General features: G+C 72.6%; 14 protein-coding genes. 3 read left to right on the top strand and 11 right to left on the bottom strand.

Going from position 1 to position 16215, the window contains the following annotated elements; all coding sequences use genetic code 11:
* Positions 1–20: 20 nt before the first annotated feature.
* The gene (locus KG102_RS06330; protein ID WP_208289227.1) at positions 21–1061 is read right to left on the bottom strand and encodes an AAA family ATPase; all 1041 of its coding nucleotides are present in this window, start codon (positions 1059–1061) and stop codon (positions 21–23) included.
* Positions 1058–1645, bottom strand: coding sequence for a nicotinamide riboside transporter PnuC (gene pnuC, locus KG102_RS06325; RefSeq protein ID WP_208289228.1), 588 nt, complete (start codon positions 1643–1645; stop codon positions 1058–1060). Before pnuC ends, KG102_RS06330 begins: the two co-directional genes overlap by 4 nt.
* A gap of 90 nt (positions 1646–1735) precedes the next feature.
* Between pnuC and KG102_RS06320 the strand changes: the two genes are divergently transcribed.
* The 3 genes from KG102_RS06320 (at position 1736) to KG102_RS06310 (ending at position 5462) form a co-directional block, all read left to right on the top strand.
* Entirely contained in the window at positions 1736–2404 is a 669-nt protein-coding gene (locus KG102_RS06320) for an HAD hydrolase-like protein (RefSeq protein WP_208213950.1), read from the top strand.
* A 65-nt stretch (positions 2405–2469) separates the two neighbouring features.
* Positions 2470–3225, top strand: coding sequence for a MerR family transcriptional regulator (locus KG102_RS06315; RefSeq protein ID WP_208289229.1), 756 nt, complete (start codon positions 2470–2472; stop codon positions 3223–3225).
* 137 nt (positions 3226–3362) lie between these two features.
* Positions 3363–5462: a PQQ-dependent sugar dehydrogenase gene (locus KG102_RS06310; RefSeq protein WP_208213952.1), complete on the top strand. Its 2100-nt coding sequence runs from the start codon at positions 3363–3365 to the stop codon at positions 5460–5462.
* A 111-nt stretch (positions 5463–5573) separates the two neighbouring features.
* On the opposite strand, the gene KG102_RS06305 is transcribed toward KG102_RS06310, so the two are convergent.
* From KG102_RS06305 to KG102_RS06265, 9 genes are all read right to left on the bottom strand, one after another.
* Complete coding sequence (locus KG102_RS06305) at positions 5574–7412, bottom strand: ABC transporter ATP-binding protein (protein WP_372438349.1); 1839 nt, start codon at positions 7410–7412, stop codon at positions 5574–5576.
* The gene (locus KG102_RS06300) at positions 7409–9265 is read right to left on the bottom strand and encodes an ABC transporter ATP-binding protein (protein WP_208289230.1); all 1857 of its coding nucleotides are present in this window, start codon (positions 9263–9265) and stop codon (positions 7409–7411) included. Before KG102_RS06300 ends, KG102_RS06305 begins: the two co-directional genes overlap by 4 nt.
* Positions 9266–9308: 43 nt before the next feature.
* Entirely contained in the window at positions 9309–10073 is a 765-nt protein-coding gene (locus KG102_RS06295; RefSeq protein WP_208289231.1) for an SDR family NAD(P)-dependent oxidoreductase, read from the bottom strand.
* A gap of 38 nt (positions 10074–10111) precedes the next feature.
* On the bottom strand, positions 10112–11416 hold the full coding sequence (locus KG102_RS06290) for an aspartate aminotransferase family protein (protein WP_208289232.1): 1305 nt from the start codon (positions 11414–11416) through the stop codon (positions 10112–10114).
* 60 nt (positions 11417–11476) lie between these two features.
* Positions 11477–12637 carry an ABC transporter substrate-binding protein gene (locus KG102_RS06285; protein ID WP_208289233.1) on the bottom strand — a complete coding sequence of 387 codons (1161 nt, stop codon included), beginning with the start codon at positions 12635–12637 and terminating at the stop codon, positions 11477–11479.
* A 66-nt stretch (positions 12638–12703) separates the two neighbouring features.
* Positions 12704–13465: an ABC transporter permease gene (locus KG102_RS06280; RefSeq protein ID WP_208289234.1), complete on the bottom strand. Its 762-nt coding sequence runs from the start codon at positions 13463–13465 to the stop codon at positions 12704–12706.
* Entirely contained in the window at positions 13462–14268 is an 807-nt protein-coding gene (locus KG102_RS06275) for an ABC transporter ATP-binding protein (protein WP_208289235.1), read from the bottom strand. The genes KG102_RS06280 and KG102_RS06275 overlap by 4 nt, the downstream gene beginning before the upstream one ends.
* Positions 14265–15197 carry an ABC transporter permease gene (locus KG102_RS06270; protein ID WP_208213959.1) on the bottom strand — a complete coding sequence of 311 codons (933 nt, stop codon included), beginning with the start codon at positions 15195–15197 and terminating at the stop codon, positions 14265–14267. Before KG102_RS06270 ends, KG102_RS06275 begins: the two co-directional genes overlap by 4 nt.
* Complete coding sequence (locus tag KG102_RS06265; protein ID WP_208289236.1) at positions 15194–16210, bottom strand: TIGR03842 family LLM class F420-dependent oxidoreductase; 1017 nt, start codon at positions 16208–16210, stop codon at positions 15194–15196. The genes KG102_RS06270 and KG102_RS06265 overlap by 4 nt, the downstream gene beginning before the upstream one ends.
* Positions 16211–16215 lie beyond the last annotated feature (5 nt).

The raw sequence follows: 16215 nt of genomic DNA, 5'->3' as shown, positions 1-16215 counted from the left end.
GAGGGAGTCTCCCAGGTCGTTCACGCTCCGAGCGGCAGGACGTCGCCGTTGCGCTGCTCCATCGGCTCCGCGAGCACACGGGGCCTGACCAGCAACGGGCCGACGACCGCGACCGCCTCGGCCCGCCGCTGCGCGCGCGTGCCCCGCAGCTCCACCCAGGGTGCCGACTGGCCGGCGAGGACCTCGCGGAACCGGTCCTGCATGGCGTGGCGCAGGTGCTCACCGTCGCGCAGCCCGTCCTGCACGAACGGGATCTCGTCGCCGGTCAGCAGGTAGAGGTCCGGCACCCGCGCGGCGGCGATCCCCGCCACGCTCGGCGATGCGTGCCCGACGTAGCGCTCGTGCCAGACGGTCGTGGCCAGCACGTCCGTGTCGCAGACCAGGAGCGGGACCGGGGTGAGCGCGGCGGCGTCGTCCTCGCGGCGTGCCTGCTCGCGTGCGACCAGGTCGAACTCCGCCGTGTGCCAGGGCGCGGCGAACCCGCCCGGCCGGATCTCGGACCACTCGCGGCCGAACTCGGCCACCACGGGCAGCCCGAAGTGGCTGCTGAGGTCCTCGGCGAGCGTCGTCGTCCCCGTGGACTCGGCACCGAGCACGACGACGCGGCGCACGTACCAGGCGCGCACGGCCGCGGGCAGCGCCCACCAGTACCGGGCGGGGTCCGCGCGCACCGCGGTGCCGGAGACCGGGGTGGACTGCCGGCCGGGATCGACCGGGACCCAGGTCGCGGCGAGCCGACGGGCCAGCTCCGCGCCGTAGCTGTCCGAGGTGAACACCTCGTCGACGGGAGCGTCCAGCAGGCCGCGGATGACGGCGACGTGCGCGTCCCACGCGCGGGGGCTGGCGTAGTCGACCGGCTCGTCGTCGAGGGCCGAGACGACGTGGGCGCCCGGCAGCTCCGTGCGCAGCCACGAGGCGCGCAGCTGCGGCGTGATGCTCTCCTGCGACGAGCCGAGCACCTGGACCGTCACCCGGTCGCACCGTGCCATCGCGGTGCGCACCAGGGCGAGGTGGCCGGCGTGCGGCGGGTAGAACTTGCCGATCACCAGCCCGTGGCTCACGCCACGACCGCCGCCGGGACGCGCGGCGTCTGCGCTGCCGCCAGCGCGCGGCGCCACCGGACGACACCTTGCACGCACAGGCCGATGAACAGGACGTACAGCGCCGCCGTCAGGTACAGGCCCTGGCTCAGGTAGAGCCCGACCAGCAGCACGTCGGTGACGATCCACACGGCCCAGCTGCCGAGCCACTTGCGCCCCATCATCAGCTGCGCGACGAGGCTGAGCGACGTCGTGAGCGAGTCCCCGAACGGCGCGGCCGAGACGTCGCGCAGCGTCACCGTGAGGACGGCGGTCAGCACGACGACCGCCACGACCCCGACCACCCACGCGGCCCGGGGCGTGCGGCGCACCGTGAGCACGCCGTTGTCCCGGCCGCCCCGGAGCCACCAGTACCACCCGAGCCCGTTCAGGACGAGGTAGACCACCTGCAGCCCTGCGTTGGCGTACAGCCCGGTCGACGCGAACAGGACCAGGAACAACCCGGTGTTCACGATGCCGACGGGGAAGTTCCAGACGTTCTCGCGGGCGGCGAGCCAGACGCACGCGGCACCGGTCACGAACCCGAGGATCTCGATCCAGCCCATGGTCAGGGGGCCTGCGCAATGCTCGTCGTCGCCATGCCGAAAGCGTAGGCCGCGGCAACCGTTGCCCGTGTCACCAGGCATCATCGAGGGGTGACCTCACCCCGCGTCCCCCTCGTCCTGCTCGACCTCGACGGAACGCTCACCGACTCCGCACCCGGCATCACCGCCTCGATCGCGGACACCTACCGCGCCCTCGGTCTCGCGGTGCCGTCGCCGACGACGCTGCGCTCGTTCGTCGGGCCGCCGATCACGTCGAGCTTCCCCGCGCACGGCGTGCCCCCGGACCGGGTCACCGAGGCCGTGCGGGCGTACCGGGAGGTCTTCGTGACCAGGATGATCACCGGCAACAGCGTCTACGAGGGCATCCCCCAGATGCTCCGCGAGCTGCGGTCGGCGGGTCTGCGACTCGCCGTCGCCACGTCCAAGCCCGAGCTGTACGCCCGCCCGATCTGCGACGCCTTCGGTCTCAGCGCCCTCGTGGACGGCGTCTTCGGCGCACCGCTGGACGAGGCGACCTCGACCAAGGCGCAGGTCATCGAGGCGGCGCTGGCCGCGAACCGGGACGCCGGGCCCGTCCTCATGGTGGGCGACCGGGAGCACGACGTGCTCGGCGCGCGTGCGCACGGGATCGACACCATCGGGGTGACGTGGGGCTACGCGGCCGCTGGCGAGCTGGAGTCGGCGGGCGCCGCCGAGCTCGTGGACTCCCCTGCCGAGCTCACGCGGACGATCTTGCGCCGGTTGGCTGCGACCGCTTGACCTTGACGCTGCGTCAACTCCTACCGTGGAGCAGGTCAACCGGTCCGCACACGAGAGGACGACGTATGGAGGCCTCGATCCAGGAGGTCGCCCGTCTGACGGGCACCACCAGCCGCACGCTGCGGCACTACGACGCGATCGGGCTGCTCGAGCCCAGCCGGGTCGGCGACAACGGCTACCGCTGGTACGACGACCGGGCCCTGGTCCGGCTGCAGCGGATCCTGCTGCTGCGCGGGCTCGGCCTGGGCCTGCCCGACATCAGCCGGGTGCTGCAGCGTGAGCAGGACGAGGTCACCGCACTGCGTCACCACCTCGACTGGCTGCGCAGCGAGCAGCGACGACTGGCGCGGCAGGCCGCGTCGGTCGAACGGACCATCACCGCACGACAGGAGGGCGGGCCGATCATGGCCGAGGAGATGTTCGACGGGTTCGACCACACGCAGTACAAGGACGAGGTCGAGCAGCGCTGGGGTACGGACGCCTACGCGTCGTCCGACGCCTGGTGGCGTGGGTTGAGCGAGGATGAGCGCGCCGGGTGGAAGGCGACGACCGCACGCCTCGCGACGGACTGGGCGCAGGCCGCCGAGGCCGGCACAGACCCGGCGTCCGACGGGGCGGAGGAGCTGGCACGGCGGCACGTCGCCTGGCTCGGCGCCGTGCCGGGCACGCCCGGGCACGGCACCGCACCGGTCAAGGAGTACGTGCTCGGCCTGGCCGACATGTACGTCGCCGACGACCGGTTCGCCGCGAACTACGGCGGGCAGGCGGGGGCGACGTTCGTCCGCGACGCGCTGCACGAGTACGCGGCACGGCACCTGTAGGGACGACACGCCGGGGAGGTCCAGGCCGACGCCGGACCTCCCTGGCGGGTCGCCGCGATCTGCGACAGAGTGACATCCGGCGATGACTGGACGGAGTCGCCCCGGCACCTCCCCCGACGGCGCGGCAGGAGCAGACCATGCGGTGGAACTCGACCAGGATCCCGGCGACGCTCGTCGCCGTGGCGGCTCTCGTCCTCACCCTCGCGGCCCCGGCTCCGGCCGCGGTCCCGACAGCCGCTGTCCCGATGGCGGTGGTCGCCGGCCCCGCCACCATCACAGGGGTCGGCTCGGGGCGCTGTCTCGAGGTCAACGGCGGCGCACAGACGTCCGGGACCCGCGTGTCGATCCAGGACTGCCACGGCGGACCCAGCCAGGCGTGGACGCTGACGACGGCCGGCGAGCTGCAGGTCTACAACACGACCACGTGCCTGGACGTCGCCGGTCAGGACGTCACTGCACCCGCGGTCGTGCAGATCTACCGCTGCCACGGCGGGGCGAACCAGAAGTGGACCCTGCAGACCAACGGGACGATCGTCGGCGTGCAGTCCGGGCTCTGCCTGGACGTCACCGGCCGGGGCACCGCCAACGGGACCGCGGTCGCCATGTGGACGTGCAACGGACAGACCAACCAGAGCTGGACCACGACCTTGCGCACCGCCGACACGACCCCGCCGACCGTTCCGGCCAACCCCCGGGTCAGCAACCTGACCTGCAACACCGTGACGTTCGCCTGGGACGCCTCGACCGATGCTGTGGGCGTCCGGTTCTACGACATCTACCACGACGGCCAGCTCATGACGTCGGTGAGCGGCAGCACGCTGTCCACCAGCCTGCCCGTCGTCGGCGGCGCGGTGTGGGGCCTGTACGTGAACGCCCGCGACGCGGCGGGCAACGTGTCGCAGGCCAGCACGACCGTGACGATCACGGTCCCGCAGTGCCAGACGGACACGCAGCCACCCAGCGCGCCGGGCCGTCCCACGGCCGCGGTCTCCGGCACCACGGTCACGCTGAGCTGGGCGGCGTCCACGGACAACGTCGGTGTCCGCACGTACGAGGTCCGGCGCGGCGGAACCGTCGTCGGCACCGTGACGGGTACGGCCAGCGCGCCGCCTGCCACCACGTTCGTGGACAGCGGTCTGGCGGCGAACACCGCGTACTCCTACACGGTCGTCGCGCGGGACGCCGCAGGGAACGCGTCCGCGGCGAGCGCGGCGACGTCCGTGACCACCGGAGCCGCCTGCGGCACCGCGGTGTGCGGGGTGCGGCAGGTGACCACCGAGACCGACATCCCGTGGGGCCTGGACACCCTGCCGGACGGCTCGGTCCTGTACACCCGGCGGGACGCGCACCAGGTCGTGCGGCTCGACCCGGCCACCGGGACCAAGACCGTCGTCGGCACCCCGCCCAACGTCCAGGGCACCGACGGTGAGGGCGGCCTGCTCGGACTGGCCCTGTCGCCGACCTTCGCCACCGACCAGTGGGTGTACCTGATGCACACCTCGGCCACGGACAACCGGATCGTGCGGATCAAGCTGGTGGACAACGCGCTGGTCAACAGCAGCCTGCAGGTCCTGGTGACCGGGATCCCGCGCAACAAATACCACAACGGCGGGCGGCTGCGGTTCGGTCCCGACGGCAAGCTCTACGCGGCGACGGGCGACGCGCAGAACGGCGACTACGCGCAGAACACCTCGAACCTCGCCGGCAAGGTTCTGCGGCTCAACCCGGACGGCTCCGTGCCGTCGGACAACCCGTTCGGCAACTACGTGTGGAGCTACGGCCACCGCAACCCCCAGGGCATCGCGTTCGACTCGCAGGGCCGGCTCTGGGAGCAGGAGTTCGGCAACTCCGTGATGGACGAGACCAACCTCATCGTCAGGGGCGGCAACTACGGCTGGCCCGCCTGCGAGGGCACGGTCGGTACGTGCGGCACCGCGGGATACGTGGCGCCCAAGCGCACCTACCCGACCGCCGAGGGGTCCTGCTCGGGCATCGCGATCGTGCGCGACGCGCTCTACGTCGCGTGCGCGCGCGGCGCACGGCTGTACCGCGCCGAGATCAGCGGCAGCTCGCTGACCAACCTGCAGACCTTCTTCAGCGGGACGTACGGCCGGCTACGGACCGTCGAGCCGGCGCCCGGGGGCGGCCTCTGGCTGACCACGACCAACGCCGGGGACAAGGACAGCATCGCGAACAACAGCAACGAGCGGATCCTGCGCGTCCAGCTGGGCGGCTGAGGAGGCTCAGATCAAGGGCTTGGCCATCAGGAGGCACGGCGTGCCCGGCCAGAGGTCCGCGAACTCCTCCGCGGGCAGGAACCCGGTGCCCGCGTCGAACAGGCGGGTCCGCTACATCGTGCGGCGCAGCGAGCGCTGCCAGTCGGCGTGCAGCTCGGCGAACCGGCCACCCCGTGCCACCAGGTCCTCGGGTGAGCCGTCCTCGACGATCCGCCCGTCGTCGATCACCAGGACCCGGTCCGACCCCATGACCGTGGAGAGCCGGTGCGCGATCACGACCGAGGTCCGGTCGGCGAGCAGCGTCCGGAGACCCACCTGCACCAGGGCCTCCCCCGGCACGTCCAGCGAGCTGGTCGCCTCGTCGAGGATCAGCAGCACCGGGTCCGCCAGGAACGCGCGGGCGAACGACACCAGCTGCCGCTGCCCGGCCGAGAGCCGCACGCCGCGCTTGTCGACCTCGGTGTCGTACCCGTCGGGCATCGAGGCGATGAGATCGTGCACGCCCACGGCGCGGGCGGCGGCCTCGATCTGCTCGGGGGTGGCGTCCGGCTTGCCGAGCGCGATGTTCGCCGCGATCGACCCGGAGAACAGGTAGGCCTCCTGGGTCACCATCACGACCGCCCGCCGCAGGTCGGACGGGTCGATCTCGCGCACGTCGAGCCCGTCGAGGCGGACCGCGCCCTCGCGGACGTCGTAGAACCGCGCGAGCAGCTTGGCGATCGTCGACTTCCCGGCCCCTGTCTCGCCGACGAGGGCAAGCGACTGACCGGCCGGGATGTGCAGGTCAACGTGCGGCAGGACCGTCGGCCCCGTGCCGTAACCGAACTCGACGCCGTCGAAGCGCACGTCGCCGCGGGCGTGCGCGAGCCGCCGCGGGTGCGCGGGCTCGGGCACCGTCGGCTCCTCGGCGAGCAGCGACGCGAGCTTCTCCAGGGCGGCCGTCGCCGACTGGAACGAGTTGTAGAACATCCCGATCTGCGCGAGCGGGTTGAAGAACCGCCGCGCGTAGAGCACCGCCGCGACGAGCACGCCGACCTCGATGCCGCCGTCGAGCGCACGCAGGCCGCCTACCAGCAGGACCGTCGCGACGGTGACGTTGCCGATCAGCGTCAGGCCCGTGTCGAAGACGCCGTTGAGCCGGATCGACCGGGCGTTGGTGTCGCGGTAGTCCTCGGCCAGCTCGCCGTAGACGGCACCGACCTGGGCCTCACGGCGGAACGCCTGCACCGCGCGGATGCCGGTCATGGTCTCGACGAAGCGCACGATCAGCCGCGCCGCCGCCGTGCGCTGCTTGCGGTACTGGACCTGCGACCGCACCTGGAACCACCGCGTGAGGATCACGCCCGGCACGACGGCGATGAGCAGCACCAGCCCGCTGCGCCAGTCGAGCAGCGCGAGGGAGATCGCGGTGAACACCATGGCCAGGACGCCCGAGGCCAGCGTGGTCACGCCGCCGTCGAGCAGCTCGCGCAGGGCGTCGACGTCGGAGGTCTGCCGGGAGATGATCCGGCCCGACGTGTACTTCTCGTGGAACTCCAGGCTGAGGCGCTGCGTGTGCCGGAACACGCGGCGGCGCAGGTCGTACAGCATGGTCTGGCTCACCCGGGCCGACGCCCGGACTGTCGCCGCGGTGAGCAGCCCGCCCAGGAGCGCGGCCACGAGGTACGCGGCGGCGGCCAGGGTGATCGGTCCGGCGTCGCCGTCGGTGAGGGCGGGCAGGCCCTGGTCGATGCCGTAGGCGACGAGCGCCGGTCCCGCGACGGCGGCCAGCTGCGCGCCGACGACGAGGGCGGCGGTCCCCCAGGCGGCGCCGGCGACCGGGCGCAGCAGGGAGCGCAGCAGCGTGAGCGACCGCCGCCGGATGCGGCGGGACTCCGCCCGTGTGCTCTCGTCGCCGGGCCCGTCGGGCGTCGAGCCACCGGTCGCCAGCGTGCTCACCGGGGCGCTCACGGCCGGACCTCCGCGAGCTCGTCGGTCTGGTCCGTCTCGGCATCCAGCGCGGACAGCGCGGTGAGCACGTAGCGGTAGTGCGGGTGGGTGGACAGCAGGTCGGCGTGCCGGCCGACCCCGGTGATCCGCCCGTCCTCGAGGACCGCCACGCGGTCCGCCAGCGCGACCGTCGACGGCCGGTGCGCGACGACGAGCGTGGTGGTGCCGGTGAGCATCTCCCGCAGCCGGGCGGTGACGGCGGCCTCTGTGGTGACGTCGAGCGCCGAGAGCGGGTCGTCGAGCACCAGCACCCGTGGACGGACCGCGATCGCACGGGCCAGGGCGATGCGCTGGCGCTGGCCGCCGGACAGGCTGAGGCCCTCCTCGCCGATGACGGTGTCGAGACCGTCCGGCAACCCGTAGGCGAACCGCGCACGCGCCACGTCGAGCGCCTCCGCGACGAGGTCGTCCGCCGCCTGGCCGGTCAGGTCCGTGCCGAGCAGGACGTTCTCCCGCACGGACGCCGAGAACAGGATCGGGTCCTCGAACGCGATGGACACCGCCGAGCGCAGGTCGGCGCGGGTGAGGTCACGCACGTCCACGCCGTCGATCCGGACGCGGCCGGCGGTGACGTCGTAGAGCCGGGGCACCAGCTGCAGCAGGGTGGTCTTGCCGCTGCCGGTCAGGCCGACGAGCGCCATGGTCTCCCCCGGCTCGAGCACCAGGTCGATCCCCGCGAGGATCTCGGCGCCGGCGCGGGGGCCGTCGGGCGAGGCGGTCGGCGGGTGCGCGAAGTGGACCCCCGACAGCTCGACGCGCGAGCCCGCGGCGTCCGGCACGGGCAGCGTGACCGGCTGCTCCGGGTCCCGCACGGTCGATCCCGTGTCCATCACCTGCAGGTACCTGTCGGTCGCCGCCTTGGCGTCCAGCGTCATCGCGAGCAGCATTCCGAGCCGCTCCACCGGGTTGTTGACCACGGCGGCCGTCGCGAAGAACGCGACCAGCGCGCCGACGCTGAGCTCGCCGCGCGACGTGAGGACCACGCCGAGGCCCAGCGAGACGGTGAGGATGGTCTCCGGGATCGCGCTGAGCGCGAACGAGACGCGCGACAGGGTCCGGGCCTTGTGCACCTCGGTGGTCCGCAGCTCGTCCGCCTGCCGGGCGAAGTCGTCCAGCGCGTCGTCGCCCCGGCCGAAGGCCTTGAGCACGCGGATTCCGTGCACCGACTCCTCGACGGTCGTGGCCAGGTCCCCCGCCTGGTCGCGGGCGAGGCGGGCGACGACCTTGTAGTCCTCGCGGAACCGGAAGCTCAGCCAGATCATGGGCACGGCGCCGACCAGGTAGACCAGGCCGAGCACCCAGCTGGTCGCGAGCATCAAGCCGATGCCGACGACCACCGTGGTGCTGCTGACCAGCAGCATGACCAGCCCGAAGACGGTCCAGCGCCGGATGGTCCCCAGGTCGGACATGATGCGCGACAGCAGCTGACCCCCGGACCAGCGGTCGTGGAACTCCACGGGCAGGTCGAGCAGGTGCCGGAACAGGTCGGTGCGCATGTCCCGCTCGACCGTGGTGCCGGGGCCGAGGATGAGGGCGCGCCGGCACCACACGAGAAAGGCCTCCAGCACGCCGAGCCCGAGCACGACGAGAGCGCCGAGCACGACGCCGCGCCGCGACCCCTCGGTGAGCAGCGGGCCGTTGACGATCACGCGCAGCACCTGCGGGACGGCGAGCGCGAGCAGGCTCGCGCCCAGTGCCGTCAGCCCGCCGAGCGCGATCCGCGGCAGAGCCGGCCGCGCCCAGCGGAACAGGCGCAGGAGCACGCGGGTGGTCGACTCGGGGCGCGCGGGAGGAGCGGGTGGGGCGGAGGGCACGCCTTCACACTACGTACGGCCTCCGACACCTGCCCGGCCGGTCTCACACTCCGGTGCGCGCCACCCTGTTGTTGCTCGCCTGCGCGCGGGGGCGCACCACCAGCAGGTCGATGTTGACGTGCGCCGGACGGCTGAGGGACCAGGCGATGGCGTCGGCGATGTCGTCCGCGACCAGCGGCTCGTACCCCGCGTAGACGGCCGCGGCACGCTCGGCGTCCCCGTCGAAGCGGACCATGGAGAACTCCTCGGTGGCCACGGCCCCCGGGGCGATCTCGATGATCCGGATCGGCTCGCCCAGGATCTCCCAGCGCAGCGTCGTCGCGAGCATCCGCTCCGCGTGCTTGGCGCCGACGTACCCGGCACCGCCCTCGTACGTGCCGTGCGCTGCGGTCGAGGTCACCACGACGATGTCCCCGCCGTCCCCCGCACGCAGGGCCGGGAGCAGCGCCTGCGTGACCCGCAGGGTGCCCAGGACGTTGAGCTCGTACATCTGGCGCCAGTGGTCGAGGTCCGCCGACTCGACCGGGTCCAGCCCGAACGCCCCGCCCGCGTTGTTCACCAGCGCGTCCAGCGGGCCGCCCTCGGCCACGTGCGCCGCGAGCCGTGCGACGTCCGCGTCGTCGGTGACGTCGGCGACCACCGTGTCCGCCCCGGTCTCGTCGGCCAGGGCCGCCAGCCGGTCGGCCCGGCGGGCGGTCGCGACGACGTCCCAGCCCTCCGTGCGCAGGCGGCGGACCGTGGCGGCGCCGATCCCGGAGGACGCCCCCGTGACGAGGGCGCGGCGGGGTCGGGGCGTGGCTGTGCTCATGCAGGTGGCTCCTGAGGGGTGGTGGTGAGGGCAGCAGGCTAGGCGACCTCGGCGAGGACCTCGGTCAGCAGGGCGAGGCCGGTCTCGGCCTCCTCGGGCGTCACGACGCACGGCGGCACGACGTGCACCCGGTTGTCCGCGACGAACGGGAGCAGTCCCCGGGCCAGGGCTCCGGCCTTGATGCGACCCATCAGCGCGGCGTCGACCGGCTCGCGGGTGGCCTGGTCCGCGACCAGCTCGACCGCCCAGAAGACACCCAGCCCGCGGACCTCGCCGACCAGCGGGCTCTTCTCGGCCAGCTCCGCCAGACCCGGCCCCAGGACGTCGCGGCCGATCGCGGCGGCGTTCTCGATGATCCCCTCGTTGGCCATGGCGTCGAGCGTGGCGACGATCGAGGCCATCGCGAGCGGGTGCCCCGAGTAGGTCAGCCCGCCGGGGAACACCCGGTCCTCGAAGGTCGCGGCGATCGGCTCGCTGAGGATGACGCCCCCCGCGGGCACGTACCCGGAGTTCACGCCCTTGGCGAACGTGATGAGGTCGGGGACGACGTCGAACGCGTCGAACGCGAACCACTGGCCGGTCCGCCCGAAGCCGGCCATGACCTCGTCGAGGATCAGCAGGATGCCGTACCGGTCGGCGATCGCCCGGACGCCCGCGAGATAGCCGGGCGGCGGGACCAGGACGCCGGCAGTGCCGGGGATGGTCTCCAGCAGGATGGCCGCGACCGATGTCGGCCCCTCGGCCTGGATCACGCGCTCGAGGTGGCGCAGCGCGCGCTCGCTCTCCTGCTCGGGCGTGGTGGCCCAGAACTCCGAGCGGTACAGGTACGGCCCGAAGTGGTGCACGTGCGCGCGGGCGTACTCGTTGGGCACCCGGCGCCAGTCCCCGGTCGCCACGACGGCCGCCCCGGTGTTGCCGTGGTACGAGCGGTACGCCGAGACCACCTTGTCGCGGCCGGTGTGCAGGCGGGCCAGCCGGATCGCGTTCTCGTTGGCATCCGCCCCGCCGTTGGTGAAGAAGACGCTGCGGAACCCGTCGGGCGCGTGGCTGAGCACCTTCTGGGCCGCCAGGCCGCGCGTGAGGTTCGCGGCCGCGGGCGCCACCGTCGTGAGCGTCGCCGCCTGCTCCTGGATCGCCGCGACGACCCGCGGGTGCTGGTGGCCGATGTTCGTGTTGACCAGCTGGCTGGAGAAGTCCAGGTACCGGCGGCCCGCGTGGTCCCACACGGTCGACCCGAGCCCGCCCGCGATGACCAGCGGGTTCAGGTGGCCCTGCGCCGACCACGAGTGGAAGACGTGGTCGCGGTCGAGACGCAGCGCGGTGGCGTCGTCGTCGGTGGTCATGTGGGTCTCCTTCGTCGTGTCCCGCGCGCGGGCGCCGTGGCCGGCGCCCGCGCGCCGGGGTCAGCTGCCGCCGGCCTCGAGTGTGACGGTGAGGGGCTCGAAGTCCTCGCCCGACACGTCGACGCCCTCGTCCCTCAGCGCTGCCAGCGCTTCCTCGACGTACTCGTTGGTGTACGCCTCGGCGTCGGGCTCGGCGGTGATCACCGTGGCGCCCTGGTCGTTCTTGGTGGTGAGGGCGACGTCGACGGTCTGCGCCCACGCGTCCTCGTCGATCAGACCGATGCCGTCCGGCGACGGCCAGATCAGCTTGTTCACCTCGTTGGTCATCCAGAGCTGGTGGCTGTTGCCCAGCTGCGAGCCCTCCGCCACCACGATGTCCCGGGCCTCCTCCGGGTTGTCCCGCGCGTAGACCCACCCCTTGAGGCTCGCCTTGAGGAACTTCACGGTGGTGTCCTGGTACTCCTCGTCGGACGCGAGCCGCTCGGAGCTCGCCCACACGGCGTCCTGGAGCATCGCCGTGCCCTCGTCGTTCCAGTCGATCGCGGTGAAGTCGTCGGGCGTGTACAGCTCGCCCGTCTCGGGGTTCTCGGCCTCGAGCAGCTGTGCGTACTCGTTGTACGTCATGGCCTGCGCGGCGTCGATGTCGCCCGCCAGGAACGCGTTCATGTCGAACTGCTGCTGGACCAGGGTCACGTCGGTCGCGGGGTCGAGGCCCGCCTCGGTCATGCCGGCGAACAGCTCGAACTCGTTGCCGTACCCCCAGTTGCCGACGGTCTTGCCCTCGAGGTCGGCTGCGGACGTGATCCCCGTGTCGGCGAACGAGACCTGGAGCGTGCCGGACCTCTGGAAGATCTGCGCGACGTCGGTGATCCCGGCGCCCTGCTCGCGCGACGCCAGCGCCTTGGGCACCCACGCGATCGCGTAGTCGACCGAGCCGTCGGCCAGCACGGACTGCGGAACGATGTCGGTGCCGCCCTCGACGATCTGGACGTCGAGCCCCTCGTCGACGTAGTAGCCCTGGTCGAGGGCCGCGTAGTAGCCGGCGAACTGAGCCTGGGTGAACCACTGGAGCTGGAGCTTCACGGGGATCAGCACCTCCGAGCTCATGGAGGTCTCCTCCTCGGGCTCGTCGCCGCCGCCCGCGCTGCATGCCGACAGGGCGAGCGCCGCGGCCACGCCGACCGCCGCCGTGCCCCACGCAGTACGCCTGGTGAGTCTCATCGTCAATCCTCTCGTTGGCTGTGCTGTGCGGTGGTCGGCCGACTGGCTGCACTGGCAGGCGGACGCCTAGCCCCCTTGGCGCCTCGCGACCGCGCGCTCGAGAGCGAGCGTGGCGAGGTAGAACACGAGTCCGAGCAGGATGGCCCCGAGCACGAAGGCCCACGCCCGCGCGTAGGCGCTGTTGGACGCCGCCGACGTGATGCGCGAGCCGAGCCCGTTCTGCAGCCCGCCGAAGTACTCGGCGACGATCGCGGCGATGACGGCGGTCGACGACGCGATCCGCAGCCCGGTGAACAGGTAGGGCAGCGCGCCGGGGATCGTCACGGTCCGGGTGATCTGCCGGGGCGTCGCCGCGTAGGCCCGCAGCAGGTCCCGGTGCACCGGCTGCACCTGGCGCAGCCCTCGCAGCAGGTTGACGAAGACGGGCGCGAAGACCACGACCGCCACCACGAGCCGCCGAGGCGTGGTCGACGTGGTGCCGAACATGGTGTTCAGCGCGGGCGCGAGCGCGACGATCGGCATCACCGACAGGGCCGCCGCGGTCGGCGACAGGAGCGTGTCCGCCATCCGGCTGCGGGCCGCGACGATCGCGGCACCGACGGCCACCAGGGTGCCCACGAGCAGTCCCACCAGCACGTTCATCCCCGTAGCAAGCGCGGCGGACCAGACCAGCGGAAGGACCAGCACGAGCTGCTCCACGATCGCCGTCGGGCTGGGCAGCAGATACGGCTTGATGCCGGTCCCGACGACGAGCGCCTGCCAGAACGCCAGAGCGAGGACGCCGAGCAGCACCGGTGCGACCCAGCGGCGCACCGCGACGCCCGTCATCGCAGGTCCGCTCTGGTCCCACCGGGTGTCGGCACCGGCATGCCGTGCAGCGCCTCACGGACCGCGGTGACCGCCGCGAAGAACGACGCGTCCTCGCGCAGGCCCTCGCCGCGCGCCTGCCCCAGGTCCACCGGCACGACCGCGCTGATGCGTCCGGGCCGCGGCGTCATCACGACCACCCGCTGCGACAGGAACACCGCCTCCGGGATCGAGTGCGTCACGAAGACGACCGCGGCGCCGCTCTCCGCGCAGATCCGGACCAGCTCGGTCTGCATGCGCTCACGCGTCATCTCGTCCAGCGCGCCGAACGGCTCGTCCATGAGCAGCAGGCTGGGCCGCTCCGCGAGCGACCGGGCGATGGCGACCCGCTGCTGCATCCCACCGGACAGCTGGTGCGGGAAGTGACCGGCGAACTCGTCGAGCCCGACGAGCGAGAGCAGGTCCGCCGCACGTGCCGCCCGTTCCGCCTTGCCGACGCCGTGCAGCTCGAGCGGTAGCTGGACGTTGGCGGTCACGGTCCGCCACGGCAGCAGACCGGCCTGCTGGAACGCGATCCCGTAGTCCTGCGCCTCGCGCGCCTGCTGCGGGGTGCGCCCGAAGACGGTCACCTCGCCCGTGGTCGGCGTGTCCAGGTCCGCGATCAGCCGCAGCAGCGTCGACTTCCCGCAGCCGGAGGGCCCGATCAGGGACACGAACTCCCCCGCGGCGACGGTGAGGTCGATGCCCTCGAGCGCGATCACGTCGCCGGACCGGGAGGCGAAGACCTTCCCGACGGCGCTGGCCTGCACGGCGGGCGTGCTCATGTGACCTCCGCATACCGGTAGCGGCCCAGACCGAGCCCGATCAGGGACACGAGCCCGGCCGCGAGCAGGCCGAGCAGCGCCGCGGCGGCGATCGCCGCCCACGGCTTGGCCGGGTCGCCGCCGGCCGACTGGGCGTACCCGATGATCAGCCGCCCGATGCCACCCTTCGTCCCGGTCGAGACCTCGGCGACGATCGCGCCGACCACCGCGGTCGCCGCCCCGAGGCGCAGCGCGGGCAGCAGGTACGGCACGCTCGCCGGCAGGCGCAGGGAGAGCATCGTGCGGCTCCAGCCGGCCGCCTGCGCGCGGAACAGCTCGACCTGCGCGGCGGGCGGCGACTGGAACCCCCGCAGCGCACCGATCGTGACCGGGAAGAACGCGAGGTAGCTCGCGATGAGCGCCACCGACATCCACCGCTGCCACTCGAGCCCGCCGATCTGGATCCGCCCGCCCCAGCCCACCACGAGCGGCGCCAGCGCGATCAGCGGCACCGTCTGGCTGAGCACCACCCACGGCGCCAGCGCCGACTCGACCAGCTGCCAGCGCTGCATGAGCGCGGCGAGCAGGAGGCCCCCGACCGACCCGACCAACCAGCCCGCGAGCGCGACCCGCAGGGTGAACCAGCAGGCCGACAGCATCGCGCTCAGCACGGTCGGTGATCCGGTGGCGGACGTCTCGGGTTCGAGCACCCGCCCGACGACGTCCCACGTGTGCGGCATCGCGAGGTCGTCGGTCCGCGGCAGGAGGCTCGCCTCACCGACGTGCCCACCCGCATCGGGGACGACCAGCTTCACCAGCTCCCACAGCGCGGCGAGGAAGAGGACCGCCAGCACCCCGGCGACGATCCGCCGGCCGATCGCGGACCGCCCGCGCGCACGGACCGGCACCGGCGTGGTGCGCGGTGCGAGCGTGGCGGCCAGGTCGGTCATGTGGTCGCCACGACCGGCGTCGCGAGCGCGGGGATGACGTGCTCGCCGTAGACGCGCATCGTCTCCTCCTTGTTGTCGTGCTGGAGGTAGCCGGCGAACTGCGTCACGCCCAGCTCGCGGAGGGCCTCGAGCCGCTCGACGTGCTCCGCGGCGCTGCCCAGGATGCAGAACCGTTCGACGATCTCGTCGGGCACGAAGGCGGCATGGGTGTTCCCGGCGCGGCCGTGCTCGTTGTAGTCGTAGCCCTGGCGGCCCGAGATGTAGTCGGTGAGGGCCTTCGGCACGGAGGAGTCGGCGCCGTAACGGGTGACGATGTCCGCCACGTGGTTGCCGACCATCCCGCCGAACCAGCGGCACTGCTCACGCATGTGCTGGCGGTCGTCGCCGATGTACATGGGCGCGGCGATGCAGAACTGGACCGCGTCGGGGTCCCGGCCCGCCTTCTCGGCCGCGTCGCGCACCACCTTGATGGTCCACGCCGCGATGTCGGGGTCCGCGAGCTGCAGGATGAACCCGTCGCCCACCTCTCCGGTGAGCTGCAGCGCGAGCGGGCCGTACGCGGCGACCCAGATGTCGAGCGACGACCCGCGCGACCACGGGAACTGCACCTTGGCGCCGTGCAGGTACGCCGCCCGGTCGTTGGCGAGCTCGCGGATCACCTCGATCGACTCCCGCAGCGTCGCCAGGTTGGACGGCTTGCCGTGCAGCGTCCGCACCGCCGAGTCCCCGCGACCGATCCCGCAGATGGTCCGGTTGCCGTACATCTCGTTGAGCGTGGCGAACAGCGAGGCGATCACCGACCAGTCCCGCGTCGCGGGGTTGGTCACCATGGGGCCGACCATGACCTTGCGGGTGGCCGCGAGGATCGCCGAGTAGATGACGAACGGCTCCTGCCACAGCAGGTGCGAGTCAAAAGTCCACACGTGGCTGAACCCGTGGGTCTCCGCCAGGCGTGCCAGCTCGACGGTGCGCGAGGCCGGCGGGTTCGTCTGCAGCACGACGCCGAAGTCCATGGCCG

The organism is Cellulomonas fengjieae (genome assembly GCF_018388465.1).
GTDB classification, from domain to species: domain Bacteria; phylum Actinomycetota; class Actinomycetes; order Actinomycetales; family Cellulomonadaceae; genus Cellulomonas; species Cellulomonas fengjieae.
The sequence above is the reverse complement of the archived record's forward strand: the minus strand, read 5'-3'. Positions and strand labels throughout refer to the sequence as shown.

What these genes read in the sequence shown, in the direction of transcription:
- pnuC (WP_208289228.1), bottom strand. Translation starts at nt 1,645, where the DNA reads ATGGGCTGGATCGAGATCCTCGGGTTCGTGACCGGTGCCGCGTGCGTC.
- KG102_RS06315 (WP_208289229.1), top strand. Translation starts at nt 2,470, where the DNA reads ATGGAGGCCTCGATCCAGGAGGTCGCCCGTCTGACGGGCACCACCAGC.
- KG102_RS06310 (WP_208213952.1), top strand. Translation starts at nt 3,363, where the DNA reads ATGCGGTGGAACTCGACCAGGATCCCGGCGACGCTCGTCGCCGTGGCG.
- KG102_RS06295 (WP_208289231.1), bottom strand. Translation starts at nt 10,073, where the DNA reads ATGAGCACAGCCACGCCCCGACCCCGCCGCGCCCTCGTCACGGGGGCG.
- KG102_RS06290 (WP_208289232.1), bottom strand. Translation starts at nt 11,416, where the DNA reads ATGACCACCGACGACGACGCCACCGCGCTGCGTCTCGACCGCGACCAC.
- KG102_RS06285 (WP_208289233.1), bottom strand. Translation starts at nt 12,637, where the DNA reads ATGAGACTCACCAGGCGTACTGCGTGGGGCACGGCGGCGGTCGGCGTG.
- KG102_RS06280 (WP_208289234.1), bottom strand. Translation starts at nt 13,465, where the DNA reads ATGACGGGCGTCGCGGTGCGCCGCTGGGTCGCACCGGTGCTGCTCGGC.
- KG102_RS06275 (WP_208289235.1), bottom strand. Translation starts at nt 14,268, where the DNA reads ATGAGCACGCCCGCCGTGCAGGCCAGCGCCGTCGGGAAGGTCTTCGCC.
- KG102_RS06270 (WP_208213959.1), bottom strand. Translation starts at nt 15,197, where the DNA reads ATGACCGACCTGGCCGCCACGCTCGCACCGCGCACCACGCCGGTGCCG.
- KG102_RS06265 (WP_208289236.1), bottom strand. Translation starts at nt 16,210, where the DNA reads ATGGACTTCGGCGTCGTGCTGCAGACGAACCCGCCGGCCTCGCGCACC.